Below are 17,975 nucleotides of genomic sequence, written 5' to 3'. Positions count from 1 at the left end.
GATTATGAAAATTCATACCGTTCGGCTAATACTGGGTGATCAGCTTAATGCCCGGCACTCTTGGTTCAGACAAAAGAACTCGGGCACTCTTTATGTGATGATGGAGTTAAGACAGGAAACTGACTACGTCGTTCATCATCGGCAGAAAGTGTTAGCGTTTTTTAGCGCCATGCGTGCCTTTGCTGACGCACTTGAGGCAGCTGGACATCAAGTGCACTATATAACGCTTGATGACGACAGAAACCAACACAGCCTGACCCAGAACCTGCTGAACATAATGGAAGAGTACGATACCTCTATGCTGGAGTGTCAGCAGCCCGACGAATATCGGCTTGATCATCAACTTAAGAGTTGGGCCGGAGCCCATAACCTGTCATTAAGCTGGTTTGATTCCGAGCACTTCCTTACGGGAAGAAACTCGTTAAAAGACTATTTCCCCGACAGCGATAACTACTTAATGGAAACCTTCTACCGAAAGGTACGTAAAAAGTATGACATTTTAATGGAGGCCGGGCGCCCGCTTGGAGGCCGCTGGAATTTCGATAAGGAAAACCAGAAAAAAATTCCTGAGCATCAGGAAGTTGAGCCCCCTCTATTATTGGCTAACGACACTTCTGATATCGACACCCTCTTGCGAAAGTGCGAGATCAAGACAATGGGACAAGCCAACCCCCGTCAGCTTATGTGGCCGGTTAACCGAAAACAATCGAAACAACTACTCGAGCACTTTTGCCGCTTTGGGTTACCTAACTTTGGTCGCTATCAGGACACCATGGCAACGCCTAACAATTTCAAAAAATCCTATTGGAGCCTCTATCATTCTCGCCTTTCTTTTTCATTAAATACCAAAATGCTACACCCGTTAGAGGTGGTCGAAACGGCCATCGAAGCCTGGTCGAAAAACCAGGAAAATATTTCACTCGCTCAAATTGAAGGTTTTTGCCGGCAAATTATTGGTTGGCGTGAGTTTGTCAGAGGTATTTACTGGGCACATATGCCCGACTATAAACACCTAAATGAACTGAAGCATCACAATGACTTGCCTGAATTTTACTGGACCGGCGATACCAAAATGAATTGTTTACACCATTCCATTACACAGTCTCTAAAGTATGCCTATGCCCATCACATACAACGACTGATGGTAACCGGTAACTTTGCGTTATTGGCCGGAGTATCGCCGGATGCACTGGATGACTGGTATCTTGGCATCTACATTGATGCGATTGAGTGGGTAGAATTGCCCAATACCCGCGGCATGAGTCAATACGCTGATGGCGGATTAATTGCCACCAAGCCCTATATTGCCAGCGCTAACTATATGCAGAAAATGGGGCACTATTGTAAAGAGTGCTATTATGATCCGAAGAAAAAAACGGGTGACAACGCCTGCCCTTTTAACAGTCTTTACTGGCACTTTATTGAGCGTCATAAAGAACGCTTTAAAGACAATCATCGAATGAGCATGATGTATAAGGTCTGGCAACAGAAAACTCAGGAACAACAACAAGCGCTAATGGAACAAGCCGAGCTGTACTTAAACTGTATCAACGATTTATAAAAGGAAGAACAATGAATAAATGGATAATGTCGTTCATTTTCACTTTACTACTCAGTGCCTGTAACTCACAGCCCACCCCTGTAACCGACGTCGTCAAAGACTTTGAAGCAAAACGCTATTTAGGGAAATGGTATGAGATAGCCCGTATGCCACACAGTTTTGAAGAAGGCTTACAGAGTGTTACTGCTGAATACCGTTTAAACGGCGATGGCACCTTAGAGGTGACTAATCGGGGTTATCATGTCAAAGATGAAAAGTGGCAAACAGCTATCGGCTTGGCTGAGCCCGTTGAAAATATGGAAGCAGCTTATCAAGTCACATTCTTTTGGCCGTTCTATGGCGGCTATTATGTCAGCTGGTTAGACGATAATTACCAACAAGCAATCGTCACGAGCGATTCTCACGAATACTTTTGGTTTTTATCGAGAACTCCGGATGTTGCTCAGGAAGATATTGATTTTGCTTTGGCAAAAGCGCATGAGTGGGGCTATAACATTGACCAGATGATCCTGGTGGATCATCCGGCCAAGTTACGATTTGCTAATTAATTAAAGCGGCGCGCAGCACCCTTACCGGAGTTGCGCTTAGGTCCGCCACGTGCATCACGGTCACGCGGTGGGCGTGGCGCACGTTTAACTTGTTCATCACTTAATTCCAGACCCATAGGCTGCTGGCGTACACGCGCCTTTTTCAGTACATGCATAATATCTTTCGGCATACCTTTTGGCAGCTGCACTAAAGAGTGATTATCAAACAACTGAATTTGACCAATGTACTTGCTGTCCATTGAGGCTTCGTTAGCAATAGCACCAACGATATCACCCGGACGAGCACCATGCTCACGGCCTACCTGAATTTTGTAAGTTTCAAAGTCTACATCTGCGGCACGGCTAGCACGCTCTGTACGAGGCTTGCGCTTATCACCACGCTCACTGCGTTCATTGCGGCCAGAACGTTCGCTGCGCTCGTTACGCGCTTCACGTACCGGACGATCTTCTTTGAGGAACAATGGACGCTGTTCGTTATGCTGAGCCAATAACGCTAATGCGATTTCTTCAGCACTCAATTCAGACTGCTCCAGCCACTGTGCTAGTAACTTCTCAAGTTTTGGCTTATCAGCACTTGCCGTTTCCGGTGCTAAAGATGCCTGTAGCTTTTCCAGCAACTGTTGCTGACGATACTTGCTCAGTTCATTCGCGTTTGGTACTTCAAAGAACTCAACCGGTGCATTGGTCAAGCGCTCATAGTGACGTAACAAATGACGCTCTTTTGCACGGAAGAACAAAATTGCTTCACCTGTACGGCCCGCACGACCAGTACGACCAATGCGGTGAACATAAGATTCCGTATCGCTTGGTAAGTCGTAGTTAATAACGTGCGTAATTTCCGGAACGTCTAAACCACGAGCAACCACGTCGGTTCCTACCAGAATTTCAATGTGTCCACTACGTAACTGACTGACCGTCTGCTCACGCTGAGCCTGGTTCAAATCACCACTTAATGGTGCCGCTTTAAAACCATTACGCTGCAATAGCTCAGCCACATCCATTGTATCCTGACGAGTACGTACGAAAATCAATGCACGTTGATACGGCGTCACTTCCAGTAAACGCGTCAGAGCGGTCATTTTAGTCATGCCCTGAACTTTCCAGGCTTTCTGCTTAATGGTCGCCTTTTCGCGAGCAATAGCTTCAATCTGAATGTTCAGCGGATCTTTCAGGAAGGTTTTTGCCAGTTTGCGAATTGCATTCGGCATGGTTGCTGAGAACAGTGCACGCTGCGCTGTGTCAGGTACCGCTTTCAGAATGGTCTCGATGTCTTCAATGAAGCCCATGTTAAGCATTTCATCAGCTTCATCCAGAACACCGACTTTCAAACCATCCAATTGCAGGACATTTTTGTTTAATAAGTCGATAAGGCGACCTGGTGTACCAACAACAATCGCAGTTCCCTGCTTCAGGGCTTTAACCTGTGGTCCGAATGGCGCACCACCGTAAACCGTTGCCACACCAACGCCACGCATTTTCGCAGCAAAACCTTCCAAAGCCTCGGCGACCTGGATAGCCAGTTCGCGGGTTGGCGTTACAACTAAAACTTGAGTTTGCTTAACTGATGCATCAATTTTGGCCAGCGCAGGCAAACCAAACGCTGCCGTTTTACCGGTACCTGTCTGAGCTTCACCCAATACATCCTGACCTTCAAGCAACGCAGGGATAGCCTGTAGCTGAATTGGAGTAGGGGTTAAAAACTGCATTGCGTTTAGTTGTTCAAGCACAGCACTAGGTAAGGCCATGTCGTTAAACGACACGCCCGTTTGGGTATTTGACATATTTGTCTCACTTTATTCCCGTTTGCCCATTTGGCAAACACAACAAAAAAGGGGTTATGGCCCGGCAACAGGAATCAGTGTTCAGTCTCTAAACTGTCTGGACTGGAATCAGGCGCTGCAACCCCACGAATCAAGGGTGACCGCTGCCTCATCAGTTATGCGGTGTTCCTTGAGGAAGGCCGGATTATACGTTTTTTTACCAAGAAAGCAATGACTTTGAGCTTTTTTTCACCAAACACATCAGTTTCTGCCAAAATCATCGAAAAAGTTGAACCATTTCGCTTTATATTGCCTACATTATTAGAGAGTTTTTCAAATTTGGAGGCATTATGTCAGCACATTCTATGTCATCGTTGACTAAGCAAGATTGTTTTATCGAAGGTCACTGGGTTCCTACAGATAAACGTTTCTCAGTTACCAACCCCGCAACCGGCGAAGTATTAGCCGAAGTTGCTGACGCTGACGAGGATCTGACCCAGCGTGCGATAAATGTTGCAGAGACCGCTTTAAAAAAATGGCGTAAGAAAACCGCTCGCGAACGTGCCCTTCTACTGCGTAAATGGTATGACGCCATGATGGACAATAAGCAGGCACTGGGTGAATTAATGAGTGCTGAGCAAGGCAAACCAGTTGCCGAAGCCGTTGGTGAAGTCGAATACGGCGCCAGCTTTGTTGACTGGTTTGCAGGAGAAGCTGAGCGCATCGACGGTGATGTTTTACCACAAACTGATAGCAGCAAACGTGTACTGGTTACCAAGGAGCCTGTCGGTGTTTGTGCCGCCATTACTCCATGGAACTTCCCTAATGCAATGATCACTCGCAAAATTGCACCCGCCTTAGCGGCAGGCTGCACCATTGTGGTTAAACCTCCACAATTAACGCCGTTATCCAGTTTAGCTCTGGCACAACTGGCTAGTGAAGTAGGTATTCCGGATGGGGTCATCAATATTATTCCAACCAGTGATGCAAAAACGGTTGGAAAACGTCTAGCCACGTCACCACAAGTGCGTAAATTATCGTTCACCGGTTCCACCGGCGTTGGCAAGATACTCATGCAGCAATGCTCGGAACACGTTACCAAATTATCTTTAGAACTGGGTGGCAACGCACCTTTCATTGTTTTTGATGATGCCGATATTGAACAAGCAGCTGAACAATTGATTGCTTGTAAATTTCGCAACGGTGGCCAGACATGTGTTTCCGCAAACAGAATTTTGGTCCAACAGTCCGTAGCCGAAAAATTCACTGATGCTGTTGTAAGCAAAGTGAAGGCGTTAAAAGTAGGACCAGGCACCGCGGATGATGTCGATTTAGGTCCGCTAATCGATCAGGATGCAGTGGATAAAGTTCAACGCTTGGTTATGTCAGCTAAATCTGACGGGGCAACCATAGAAACTGGCGGCTCAGTTATGACCGAGCTAGGTGACTTATTCTATGCGCCTACCGTTTTGAGCGGAGTTACCGAGGAAATGGACATCAGCGAAGAAGAAATCTTTGGCCCGGTGGTTGCAATCAACACCTTTGAAACTGAGGAAGAAGGTATTGAAAAAGCCAACAATACGCCGTTTGGTTTAGCCTCTTACTTTGCGGCAAAAGATACCGCCCGTATTTTCCGCGTCAGCGATGCTCTGGAATACGGCATGGTAGGCGTCAACACAGGTGGCATTTCCCACGCATACAATCCGTTTGGCGGCATTAAAGAGTCAGGTGTTGGTCGCGAAGGTTCGAAATATGGCATTGACGAGTACCTTGAGTTGAAGACAGTGACTCTTGGCGGACTCGGATGAAACCGTTCGAAAGTACTCTCGAACAACTGAAAAGCCATTTTGACAGCGGGCTAACCCGCCCGCTGTCATGGCGTTTAAATCAACTTGAACAGCTTCACCGCTTTCTTACTGAAAACGAAACGTCATTGCTTGACGCCTTAGAAAGCGATCTCAATAAACACCCGAGTGAGGCGCGCTTAACTGAATTGCAATTCCTGCAAAACGACATTAAGCACACACTCAGAGCTTTGCCTAAATGGAATAAAGCGCGCAAGGTCAGCAACCCTCTGTTGGCATGGCCCGCTAAAAGCCAACTAATTCCTGAGCCGCTTGGCACAGTGCTTATTTTAGGAGCATGGAACTATCCCTTACAATTATTGCTCGCTCCTCTAGTTGCTGCTATTGCGGCTGGCAACTGCGCTTTAATAAAACCCTCGGAGCATGCCACTGCAACCGCGGAGATACTCTCCCGCCAGTTGCCTGATTATCTGGATAATGCCGCGATAAAAATAGTCACAGGCTCAGTAACGGAGTCAAAACAACTCACCGCACTGCCTTTTGACCATATTTTTTATACCGGTGGTGAAAATGCCGCAAAAGCTATCATGGCGGCAGCAGCTGAAAACCTGACACCCGTTACTCTTGAGCTTGGCGGCAAAAGTCCGGCCGTGGTGTTAGCCGACGCCCCAATTCAAGTGACCGCGCGCCGTATTATATGGGGTAAGTTTCTTAATGCCGGTCAAACCTGCATCGCACCCGATTACGTTTTAGTAGAAGACAGTGTTAGGGAGCAACTGATTAACGCCATGCAGCAGGAGCTATTGAATTTTTACGGGGAGGATCCCCAACAGAGCAGCAGCTATAGCCGGATCATTCATCACGATCACTGGCAACGCCTGACGCAAATGCTGCAGCAGGAAAATGTCGTAATTGGCGGCGATTCCGACAGTCGTGAGCTCTATATCGCGCCAACGATCGTCGACGGTGTGAAAGATGGCAGCCAATTGATGAAAGAAGAGATCTTTGGACCGATACTTCCGGTTTTAACGATTAAGTCAGCAGCGGATGCCATTGAAAAAATTCATATGCACCCAAAACCACTGGCGCTGTATGTCTTTAGTAACAATCAAAGACTACTTGATTTATTTACCCAGAAAGTCTCTGCAGGGAACGTCTGTTACAACGATACGCTGATGTTTATGCTCAACGATGAACTTCCTTTTGGCGGCGTGGGACACAGTGGCATGGGCCGTTATCATGGCAAGTGGGGATTTGACACACTGAGCCATTTAAAACCGGTAATGAAGCGGAGTTTTCGCTTTGATGTCGCATTACGTTACCCACCTTACAGTAAGTTGAAAGACAAAATCTTATCCTGGATTAGCCCTTAACCATTGAAATTCATAAACCGTGCCTGCATATCTCTGGTAGAAGCCGCTTAAGTGACCCAAACAATAACAGGAGCACACACCACTGATGTCAGAATCCAATATCGTTAACGTTGACTTGCAAAATTTCCAGCAGGTGTTGCTGGAAGGCTCGAAAGAAAAACTCATTATTATCGATTTTTGGGCAGATTGGTGTGAGCCCTGCAAACAACTCATGCCAGTACTGGAAAAACTGGCTTCTCAGTACAACGACCAAGTTATTTTGGCAAAGATTAACTGTGACGAGCAGCAAGAGTTAGCCATGCAATTTGGTATCCGCAGTTTACCGACGGTGGCCTTTTTTAAAGACGGTCAGCCCGTCGACAGTTTCGGCGGTGTTAAAACCGAAAGTGAAATTCGGGAAATTCTGGACAAGCACTTGCCCAGCCCGTCGGACGATCTGATTCAACAAGCTCAAACGGCAATGGGTGAAGGCGACGCGAATAAAGCGTATACGTTGGCAAAACAGGCCTATGATATTGATAGCAGCAACATGCTGGCGCTTAAGCTATTAGCCGAAGCTGCCGTCGATGCTGGTCGGCTTGACCAGGCCAAAGAGTTAGTCGCTCAAATCCCTATGGTTGAACAAGACGGTGACTACCAACGCATAAAAGGTAAGCTGGAACTGGCAGAAGATGCCGCTGACTCGCCAGAGTTAAGAGCGCTGCAGGATCAGGTTAAGAAGACACCCGATGACTTAGCTTTAAAACTGCAATTAGCACTAAAATTTCATGAAGCGCATCGCGATGAAGAGGCTCTGCAAATGGTTTTCACTGTACTAAACACAGACGTTAATTTTACCGATGCGAAAAAATACGCGCTCGACATTATTAACTCACTACCTGATGGTGATCCTCTGGCAGCGACCTATCGTAGAAAGTTATACAGCACAATGTATTAATGGCTGTTCACTAGCAACCATTTTGGCCGGCTTCCTCAGCCGGCTTCTTTTTATTCTGCATTTGGCGAAATTACTCTCATGCAACAAAGTTATCATCACCGCCTCCAGTCAGGTTCACTAAAGTCCGATGAGCATCAGTTGCGAGCCGTCCGTGCGTTGCAGCAGCGGCTGGATGCAATAGAAAGTGGCTATAAACCCCGGAGTCTCTACCTGTTTGGTCCGGTTGGGCGAGGCAAAAGTCTGTTAATGGACTTATTTTATCAACACCTTCCCGCGAACAAAGCAGTTCGTCTGCATTATCATCACTTTATGGCAAGAATTCACCGGGAGCTCAATCAGTGCCAGGGTGAAACAAACCCAATGCTGACCATCGCAAAAGCATGGGCACAGCAGGTTTCCGTCATCTGTCTTGATGAGTTTTTCGTTGAAGACATTGGTGATGCCATGATCTTAGCTCGTCTGTGGGAAGCGCTGTTTGACCAAGGTGTCAGTCTAATAACAACGTCCAACGCACCGCCAAGCGAACTTTATAAGGGCGGATTAGCCCGACACCGGTTTGAGCCAACGATAGAGCTACTCAACCACGAATGTGAGTGTCTGGACTTAGGCATGGGTATAGATTATCGCCGTCTGAGAAGCACAGACTTGCCTTATTACTTACGGCAAGGAAGTTCTGAGCAGCTACGCTCCGTTGTCGAAAGTTACTTTGGAGTCACCCGGGAAACACGGTCGGTTGAGATAATGAATCGGCAGATTCCCTGCTTATGGCGCAACGACAAAGCTATTGGTTTTGATTTTATGTCCCTGTGTTCTGGCCCCAGAAGCCAGCGTGACTATATGGAGCTAGCAAATCACTACGCTGCGATTGCAGTGCATAACGTTCCGGCCTTTTCTTACCTGCCTGACAAAGACTTGGTTCATGGGGTCGAAGAAACTTATCAACGCGAACATCAAGAAAATATCGTCAGTAAGCTGGATAACGAAGCCAGACGTTTCATTGCTTTGGTTGATGAGTGCTATGACCGACGCTGCCACCTGATTGTTACGGCAGAAACCGATATCGATAAATTATATCAAGCGAAGCAGCTCGCTTTTCCTTTCAGGCGGTGTGTTTCGAGGCTTTTTGAAATGCAGCAATGGGCAAGCACTGAGAAAGGAAACACGCTGGCAAAAAGACGCCAATCTGTTCCAGAGAGTTGAATTCCCTGTATTTACCAGCGTGTTAAAACTGAGTTACAAAAAGGTTATCTTATTTCTAACAAAATCCAATATCACAATTGTAATGGATGTTAAAATAAGTTTTGTTTTCGAACCATATTTCCCGCATTCTGCCGCACAATCGCTGATTAGCTGCTTGCTGTTAAATTGCCACCTTGCTAGGATTGCTCAAATTTGCTGAGCAGCGGCGCTTAAAAAGCGTTAAAACAAAAACGATAAAAGAAGGTTCAGAATGAGCGAACAACGCGATCAATTTAGCTCCAAGATTGGCTTTATATTAGCCGCAGCCGGTTCCGCTGTCGGTATTGGTAATTTAGTTGGCTTCCCTGTTGCGGCGACCAAAAATGGGGGAGGCGCATTTTTAATCATCTACGCGTTGTTTGTGGCGTTTATCTGTCTTCCGGTTATGCTGGCTGAAATGGGCTTGGGTCGTAGAGCACAAAAAAGTCCTTTAGGATCCTATAAAGCGTTGTCGCCGGATAAAAAAGGATGGCATATTGCCGGCCTGCTTGCTGTTCTTACTCCTTTTATGATTGCCGTCTTTTATATGGTTATCACCGTCTGGATATTTGGTTACCTATGGCATTCTATTATTGGTAACTTAGATATGCTGGCGAATCCTGAATACTTCGGCCAGTTCGTCAACGACTACGGTTTTGTCGGTTTCCTCGTGGCAGTCACCATAATCGTCAATGTCATTTTGGTCGGTGGCGTGCGACAAGGCATTGAAAAGGCGGCAAAGTTTTTGATGCCATCTTTATTCATTATGCTGGTTCTGTTGGTTATCTTCGTGCTTTCACTGGATAACGCTGTACTAGGACTCCAATTCTATTTAGTTCCTGACTTTTCAAAAATTGACGGCTCGGTCATTAACGGGGCGTTATCTCAGGCATTCTTTTCGCTGTCATTAGGGATGGGTATTTTAATTACCTACGGCTCTTATTTCAGCCGTCGGGACGACATTGTGACCTCGGGTAAGCTGGTTGCGCTAACCGATACAGCCGTCGCATTTACGGCAGGTTTAATGACACTACCTGCAATATTTGCCATTAACCCCAATACCAATCCCGATACATTAAGTGACTCATCGGTCAGTATGATTTTCTCGTTTTTTCCACAAATCTTCATCGCATTAGAAAGCGTTGTGGGTTATGTCGGAGCCAGTATCGCAGCAACGGTTTTCTTCTTATTGGCGTTTGTTGCTGCTATTACGTCGTTGGTTTCAATCATAGAGGTACCAACCGCGGCTGTCATAGAACAAGCTAAAGTCAGCCGCAAAAAGGCGCTTATGTTAATGGCTATAGCCGTCACTGTTTTGACTCTAATCGCCGCGACGTCGTTTGGCTTTATTCCTGCCTTTACAGAATTTACGGAATACGCAAACACCTCTAAGTCCGTGTTTGATATCATTTACGATGTATTTTACGACACGATTCTGCCATTGAACGGGCTACTGATTTGCTTATTTGTGAGCTTTCACTGGCGTCGTAAGAATTTAGATGCAGAGCTTGCTGAAGGAAACCCTGGTTACCCGAAAACCTTCCTGGCACGCTATGTTCGTTTTTCCATCTGCACCTTTATTCCATTGATATTGGCGGCGGTCTTTATCAATACGGTGCTGACTAAATTCTTCGCTATTTCAATTTTCTAGCATGCAGGAACGCAGTGGTTACAGACAACTTCAACTGCTGCGTAACGCGAGCCTCTGGCAAAAAAACTGCGAGGCTCGCACTCCCCTTTCAATTTATTTATCCGACCACGACACGCGGGCTAATGCCACACTGTCCCGGTACCGGGATTATCTGGGCCATGAATTTGAACACGTTTGGATAGACTGTCGTGAGGGGCTACACGCAGATGCTATAGCAGCACTTTGCGGAACCATAACAGCAGGGGGAGTACTCTCAATACTGTTACCAACCAATGGCAATACAATGAGCCAGCGGATGGAACACTTCGCGGCAGAGTTTTATAGTGAACACATTGCCGACACCCATCCTGAGATGCTCATTAAACCGGGTTCACCCGGCGTGCCCATGCAGCTCACAAGTGAGCAACAAACCATTCTTAACTCAATTGAAGGGCCGCAACAACAAACCACCCATATCATTACAGCTGAACGGGGAAGAGGAAAAAGTACTCTGCTGGGCCGGGCTCTGACCCGAGTAAAAGACCAGCAAGCCGTTATTGTTACCGCCCCCCGAAAAGCCAACGCAAACGTGTTGCTACAGCAGGCCCCTCACGCCAAATTTATAGCCTGGGATAAACTGCTTGAGCAACCGGACGATCCTGCAAAACAATTAGTTATTGATGAAGCGGCGGGGTTACCGTTATGGGCAACAGCAAAGCTCTGCCAGAAATATACGCCCTGGTTGCTTGCAACAACAGTGGCCGGTTACGAAGGTTGCGGGCGCGGCTTTGCGGTACATTTTACCGAATGGGCTCAACGCACCCTACCTCAAGTTGCTCTCCACCAACTGACTCAGCCCTTGCGCTGGCCATTACGTGATCCATTAGAGCAATGGTTAACAGAAACCTTCCTGCTGAGTGAACAGCCGATTACCAACTCAGTGGATGCACCAACCGGCACCTTCATTGTGCACGCCTCAGAACTTGAAGAGAACGTACTACGGCAGTGCTTTCAACTTCTGCTCAATGCGCATTATCAAAGTAGCCCTAATGATCTTCATTTATTATTAACAGAGCCCGGCCACAGAGTCGCCTATCAGTGCAGAAGCGGCAAGGTTGTTGCGGTTGCCTGGCTTATGGATGAAGGGCCAATACCAGTCCCTTTAAAACAGGACATCCTACAGGGCCGTCGTCGGCCAAAAGGTAATTTATTGCCTCAGGCCATCGGCTATTTTCTACAACAAGAATGGGCAATGGATATACGCTGGCTAAGGGTTGCCCGTATTGCCGTGCCGACCGGGGAAAGACGCCAAAAAGTCGCTTCAACCCTGCTGGACGACACTCGGGAGTGGGCACGAAGTAATCATTATCAAATGCTGGGAACCAGTTTTGCCTGGTCTGAGCAACTGGATGCCTTTTGGCAAAAAAACAGCTACCAGCCCTGCCGTTTCAGCAGTCGTATCGACAGCGTATCGGCCCGCCCCGCCGCCATCTATATTCAACCGCTCTCTGCCTCATCAGTGGCTCAGTACCGAACACTCGGCTCATGGGGGCAGCAGCAGCAGCAATGGCTGTCAGTAGGCGTTAAAGCGCTGGCTTCAACCGAGGCGCTAGGTGAGATAAGAACCCCCCTGATAAACGCCTATACTGCCAATATCATTCCATTTGATGCAGCCCATTTTGCCCTCGCCCAATGGTTTTACTGGCATCACCCTGAGCACCATTTGGCAGAATTGCTTTGCCAACCAACAATGACACTCAAGCGACTCAGCCAGTGCTGGGACGGAATATCACAGCGCCAGGCAAATGAAAATTTGTGTAAAGAAGTACAGACACTGCGTTGATGTGGCTTGTTGTTTGACCAGCAAGTTCCTATCATCAACACAGAACTTAAACAGGAATTTATACCATGACGCGTTATTCGGCTTTCCTTGCTTGCTACACTGTATTGATTCTGAGTGCCTGCAGTTCTTTAGAGCCCAAAAAAGAACAACCAGAGAGCCCTTACCCAGAAACCAAAACCGTTAGTCAACAAGATAACTATCATGGTACAGAGGTTAAAGACCCCTATCGCTGGCTAGAACAAGGCAATGAGGAGGTTGCTGAATGGGTGGATTCGCAAAACCAGTTATCAACACCATCGCTTCAAAATCTTCCCGCCTTTCCCGATATAAAAGCGCGCATGACAGAGCTATGGAATTACGAAAAAGTCAGTACCCCGTTTCGTTATGGCGACCGGTATTTCTACTTTTCTAATGATGGCCTGCAGAACCAGGATATTTTGTATACCATGGCCGATTTAAACAGCGCGCCCAAGGTACTGATTAACCCAAATACGTTCAGCGACGATGGCACCGCTTCCTTAGTGCGTATTAGTGTGTCGCCGCAAGCCAGTTACGTTGCCTATGCCGTGTCGCAGGGAGGTAGTGACTGGGCGACCATAAAAGTACGCAACATCCAGTCGGGAAAAGACACCCAGGATAGCATCCGGGGCGTAAAGTTTAGCGACGTAGCGTGGCTACCGAACGAGCGTGGATTTTATTACAGTCGTTACCCTCAAAATGAGGATGGAAGTTTCAATGACTCTAAGCCCGTCAGTGTCTATTTCCACACATTGGGCTCAGCTCAACGTGACGATCAACTTATTTTTGCCTTTAATAACAAACCCGACTGGAACCCCTATGCCAGCGTTTCCGACGACGGCAAATACTTATTAATTAACGTCTCGAAAGGGTACAACGCCAATGCGGTTTACCTCCGGCCGCTAGCACAGGAAACAGCACCATTTGAGGGGCTGCTCACTCAATGGGATGCACGTTATGAATATGTGACCAGCCACGAGGGTAAGCTCTACTTCAAAACAACCCATAACGCGCCAATGGGACGCGTCATAGCCATCGACCCACAGCAGCCACAAGTTAAAAACTGGGACGAAATCATCGCAACCAAAACTCACACACTGAAAGACGTCAGTGCGATAAACGGGCAACTCTTTGTTCATTATTTGCAATCGGCACGTTCCCGCGTGGCTATTTTTGACTTAGAAGGCACGATGCTGCAGGAGCTTGCTCTGCCTGGTATTGGTTCCGTCAGCGGTTTTAAAGGCAGTAATGATGCACCCGAGACCTTTTTTCGTTTCGAGGGGTTTACTGAACCCGGAAAGATATACCGCTATCAAACCGAACAACAGCGAACCACTCTGTGGTTCGATACTAACGTACCTGCTAATTTAGACCCGTACACCACTAAACAAGTGGTCTACAACAGTGCAGACGGCACCGAGATCCCAATGTTTTTAGTACACCACAAAGACCTTCCGCTTGATGGAAAAAAGCCAACGTTACTCTACGGGTATGGTGGTTTTAATATTTCTCTGACACCTGAATACCGCACCAAAAACATTGTTTGGCTGGAAATGGGTGGCGTTTTAGCTATTCCAAACCTTCGTGGCGGCGGCGAGTTTGGTGAACAGTGGCATCAGGCCGGTACGAAGGAAAACAAACAAAACGTATTTGACGACTTTATTGCCGCTGCTGAATGGCTAATAAATAACAATTACACCAATAAAGACAAACTGGCAATTCAGGGACGCAGCAACGGCGGATTATTAGTCGGAGCGGTTATGACACAGCGGCCTGAGTTGTTTGGGGCGGCTTTACCCGCAGTTGGCGTACTGGATATGCTCAGATACCATCTGCCCAGTGCCAATGCCCGCGGCTGGAGCTCCGAATTTGGTTTAAGCGAAAATAAAGAAGAGTTCAAAACACTCTATGCCTATTCGCCGGTACACAACACGCAAAGTGGCACCTGTTACCCGCCAACCTTAGTTACCACCGGCAATCAAGACAATCGTGTGGTTCCATGGCATAGCTATAAGTTCGCCGCTGCGTTACAGCGTGATCAGAGCTGCGACCAACCCATATTGTTAAACGTTGAAACCCGCGCCGGCCACGGTGCTGGTACACCCACCTGGATGCGTATTGAGCAGCATGCTGAAAACTGGGCGTTCTTACACAAGCATTTAGAAATGGATTCAGAGGCGGCAGAAAGCAACGCTTCTGAATGATGATTTCATAAAAATATGCTATCTTTCGCAGCAACTTTATTAGTTAAAAATTTCTGTGAAGGATAGCATTCATGTCTAAAGTTCTAATTATTGGTGCCGGCGGCGTTGCTGGCGTAGTCGTACAAAAGTGTGCGGGCTTACCCGATGTCTTTTCTGAGATCCACCTGGCCAGCCGTACCCTGTCTAAGTGTCAGGCACTGCAGGAAAAAGCAGGTAAAGATCGCGTTGTTGGTGTTTATCAGGTTGATGCCGATGATTCAGCCGAGGTAGCCGAACTTATCCGTGGTATTAACCCATCGCTGGTGATTAATGTTGCACTTCCATACCAAGACTTGCCTATTATGGATGCGTGTCTGGAAACCGGTGTGCATTACCTGGATACCGCAAACTACGAACCAAAAGACGAAGCGAAATTTGAATACTCGTGGCAGTGGGCTTATCAGGAGCGTTTCAAAGAGAAAGGCTTGATGGCGTTACTGGGTGCCGGTTTTGATCCGGGTGTCACCAACGTCTTTACTGCTTATGCGGCTAAGCACTATTTTGATGAAGTCCATTATCTGGACATTGTTGACTGTAACGGTGGTGACCACGGTCAGGCATTTGCAACCAACTTTAATCCAGAAATTAATATTCGCGAAATTACCCAAAAAGGTAAGTACTGGGAAAATGGCGAGTGGCACGAAACCGATCCTATTAGTGTGCGTAAAGACCTGGACTACCCGAACGTTGGTGTCCGCCCCTCTTACTTGCTGTTCCATGAAGAGCTTGAGTCTCTGGTTAAACACTTCCCTACCATTAAACGGGCGCGTTTCTGGATGACCTTTGGTGAGCAGTACCTGACACACTTACGTGTGCTGGAAAATGTTGGCATGACATCAATTCAGCCGGTTGAGTTTGAAGGTAAACAAATTGTGCCACTAGAGTTTTTGAAAGCCGTACTACCAAACCCCGGCTCTCTGGCTGAAGGCTACACCGGCAAAACCTGCATAGGTACTTATGTCACGGGTCTGAAAGATGGTCAGGAAAAAACTATTTTCATTTACAACAACTGTGACCACGCGGAAACCAATAAAGAAGTTGGTGCTCAGGCGGTATCTTACACGACCGGCGTACCCGCAATGATTGGCGCGTCTTTAATGTTACAGGGTAACTGGATGGAGCCTGGCGTCTGGAATATGGAGCAGTTCGATCCGGATGAGTTCATGGAGCGACTGAACAAATACGGCCTGCCATGGCAAGTTATGGAATGCGATAAACCATTCGAGAAGTAACAGAGAAGATAATTCATGAGTCAATATACATCGCCGGACATTCCGTCTCCCTGCTACGTGCTGGACGAAAAATTACTGCGCAAGAACCTGGAGCTTATGCAAAAGGTACAAGAGCAAAGTGGCGCGGATATTATTCTGGCACTGAAAGGCTACTCCATGTGGTCAGCCTTTCCACTCATTCGCCAGTATCTTAAAGGCTGTACAGCCAGCTCTGTCTGGGAAGCAAAATTGGCGGCGCAGGAGTTTGCACGCGAAGTTCATGCCTATGCTCCGGCCTATAAACAGGATGATATTGACGAGTTATTACCGCTGGTCAATCACTTATCATTCAACAGTGTCTCGCAATGGCATAAATACCGTGAACAGGCTTCTGACGCCGGTGTTTCTATTGGTCTCCGTATTAACCCGGAGCACCAGGAAGCCGAAACTGAGCTTTATGACCCCAGCGCACCGGGGTCTCGTCTGGGTATTCGCGCCAGCGAACTCGCACAGCAGGACCTAACCGGCGTAGAAGGCTTACACGTGCATAATCTATGCGAATGTGACTCGTACGCGCTGGAGCGCACTCTGGAGGCTGTTGAAAGCCGTTTTGGCGAACAATTGAAGCAAATGAAGTGGCTGAACCTTGGCGGCGGTCACTTAATGACCCGCAAAGGCTACGATGTCGATCATCTGATAACGCAATTGAAACGCTTACGTGAAACCTATGACCTGCAAGTCATACTTGAGCCGGGTTCAGCGGTTGCCTGGCAAACCGGTCCGTTAGTTTGCGAAGTCGTGGATATTGTTGAGAATCAGGGGCAAATCGCTTTACTGGACATTTCCGCTACGGCACATATGCCTGACGTACTGGAGATGCCCTACCGTCCAGTCATTACTGGTGCAGGCTTACCCGCCGAGAAAGACTTCAGTTATCGCTTAGGCGGCAATAGTTGTTTAGCCGGTGACGTGATTGGCGAATACAGCTTTGATCAACCACTGGCTGTTGGTGACCGCTTAATCTTTGAAGACATGATGCACTACACAATGGTGAAAACATCGTTCTTTAACGGTGTGCAACACCCGGCCATTGGTATCTTACGAGAGAGCGGGCAATTTGATTGCGTGCGGCAGTTCAGTTACGAAGATTTCCGTAATCGTCTGTCTTAAGTCTTCAATAACACCAACGAAAAGGCTCCTAATCCAGGGGCCTTTTTGCTTTTTCAACAACAGAGGGTGGCATCCGCTCAGCCAACTTGTTTAGCTTCTCGTCAATATCCTGGTAGATACTTTGGTTAGCGGTCACCGCGTTATGTAACCAGTGGTAGGCTTTTTGGAAGTCGTAAGGGCTGCCTTTACCCGCCAGCAAAATTTCAGCAAAACGTCTTTGCGCCGGCAAATTCCCTAAAGAAGCAGCTTCACGAAGATAAAGAATGGCACGGTCAATATCTTTCTGAACCAACACCCCTTCATGATAATAGCGACCTAATTGCTCTAAGGCTTCCAATAAACCATGTTGCGCGGCTTTTTCCATATACAGCAGACCTAGCTCGGGATCACGGTCATAACAAACGCCCCAGGCCTTCATGTCGCCATATAAGAATTGGTAAGTTGGCCGGCGCTCGAGTTCCGCCTGAGCTTCAATATCCTGAGCCAGCTGGCAACGATCCGTATCACGCACCCGCTTCAAATGTGCATTGGTTGCAAACATATCAACCAGTTCAGCATCCGAATAGAGTTGAACAGCTTCAATATCTTGTGCCGAAACCTTGTGTGTCAGGGTCAGTCCGGCTACCGCAATCAGCATTGGAATGACTATTTTCATAAA

General features: G+C 47.3%; 13 protein-coding genes. 11 read left to right on the top strand and 2 right to left on the bottom strand.

Annotated features, from left to right (window positions below; genetic code table 11):
- The first annotated feature begins 4 nt into the window (after positions 1–4).
- Positions 5–1,561 (top strand): cryptochrome/photolyase family protein, encoded by a 1,557-nt coding sequence (locus tag RBK99_RS05365; RefSeq protein WP_317503614.1) that lies wholly within the window; start codon positions 5–7, stop codon positions 1,559–1,561.
- 11 nt (positions 1,562–1,572) lie between these two features.
- The gene (locus RBK99_RS05360) at positions 1,573–2,109 is read left to right on the top strand and encodes a lipocalin family protein (RefSeq protein ID WP_317503613.1); all 537 of its coding nucleotides are present in this window, start codon (positions 1,573–1,575) and stop codon (positions 2,107–2,109) included.
- Here RBK99_RS05360 and RBK99_RS05355 read toward each other — a convergent pair.
- Positions 2,106–3,890, bottom strand: coding sequence for a DEAD/DEAH box helicase (locus RBK99_RS05355; RefSeq protein WP_317503612.1), 1,785 nt, complete (start codon positions 3,888–3,890; stop codon positions 2,106–2,108). The two genes, RBK99_RS05360 and RBK99_RS05355, sit on opposite strands and share 4 nt — an antisense overlap.
- A gap of 344 nt (positions 3,891–4,234) precedes the next feature.
- Between RBK99_RS05355 and RBK99_RS05350 the strand changes: the two genes are divergently transcribed.
- The 9 genes from RBK99_RS05350 to nspC all read left to right on the top strand — a co-directional run bounded on the left by RBK99_RS05350 (position 4,235) and on the right by nspC (position 17,317).
- A complete protein-coding gene (locus tag RBK99_RS05350) occupies positions 4,235–5,677 on the top strand; it encodes an NAD-dependent succinate-semialdehyde dehydrogenase (protein ID WP_317503703.1) in 1,443 nt (480 codons plus the stop codon).
- Complete coding sequence (locus RBK99_RS05345; RefSeq protein ID WP_317503611.1) at positions 5,674–7,047, top strand: aldehyde dehydrogenase family protein; 1,374 nt, start codon at positions 5,674–5,676, stop codon at positions 7,045–7,047. The genes RBK99_RS05350 and RBK99_RS05345 overlap by 4 nt, the downstream gene beginning before the upstream one ends.
- A gap of 85 nt (positions 7,048–7,132) precedes the next feature.
- Positions 7,133–7,984: a thioredoxin gene (gene trxA / locus RBK99_RS05340; protein ID WP_317503610.1), complete on the top strand. Its 852-nt coding sequence runs from the start codon at positions 7,133–7,135 to the stop codon at positions 7,982–7,984.
- 78 nt (positions 7,985–8,062) lie between these two features.
- Positions 8,063–9,184, top strand: coding sequence for a cell division protein ZapE (gene zapE, locus RBK99_RS05335; protein ID WP_317503609.1), 1,122 nt, complete (start codon positions 8,063–8,065; stop codon positions 9,182–9,184).
- 250 nt (positions 9,185–9,434) lie between these two features.
- Positions 9,435–10,853, top strand: coding sequence for a sodium-dependent transporter (locus tag RBK99_RS05330; protein WP_317503608.1), 1,419 nt, complete (start codon positions 9,435–9,437; stop codon positions 10,851–10,853).
- Between the two features lies 1 nt (position 10,854).
- Positions 10,855–12,675 carry a tRNA(Met) cytidine acetyltransferase TmcA domain-containing protein gene (locus RBK99_RS05325; RefSeq protein WP_317503607.1) on the top strand — a complete coding sequence of 607 codons (1,821 nt, stop codon included), beginning with the start codon at positions 10,855–10,857 and terminating at the stop codon, positions 12,673–12,675.
- 65 nt (positions 12,676–12,740) lie between these two features.
- Positions 12,741–14,897: a prolyl oligopeptidase family serine peptidase gene (locus RBK99_RS05320; RefSeq protein WP_317503606.1), complete on the top strand. Its 2,157-nt coding sequence runs from the start codon at positions 12,741–12,743 to the stop codon at positions 14,895–14,897.
- Positions 14,898–14,968: 71 nt separating this feature from the next.
- Positions 14,969–16,168, top strand: a complete 1,200-nt coding sequence (locus RBK99_RS05315; protein WP_317503605.1) for a saccharopine dehydrogenase family protein — start codon at positions 14,969–14,971, stop codon at positions 16,166–16,168.
- 15 nt (positions 16,169–16,183) lie between these two features.
- Positions 16,184–17,317, top strand: coding sequence for a carboxynorspermidine decarboxylase (gene nspC / locus RBK99_RS05310; protein ID WP_317503604.1), 1,134 nt, complete (start codon positions 16,184–16,186; stop codon positions 17,315–17,317).
- A 28-nt stretch (positions 17,318–17,345) separates the two neighbouring features.
- Here the strand turns inward: nspC and RBK99_RS05305 are convergent, their stop codons facing one another.
- Positions 17,346–17,972, bottom strand: coding sequence for a tetratricopeptide repeat protein (locus RBK99_RS05305; protein WP_317503603.1), 627 nt, complete (start codon positions 17,970–17,972; stop codon positions 17,346–17,348).
- Positions 17,973–17,975: the final 3 nt, after the last annotated feature.

Source organism: Idiomarina solivarensis (assembly GCF_033052755.1).
In the GTDB taxonomy this organism is placed as follows: domain Bacteria; phylum Pseudomonadota; class Gammaproteobacteria; order Enterobacterales; family Alteromonadaceae; genus Idiomarina.
Note: the sequence above shows the minus strand (reverse complement) of the source record. Positions and strands in the feature narration are given on the sequence as shown.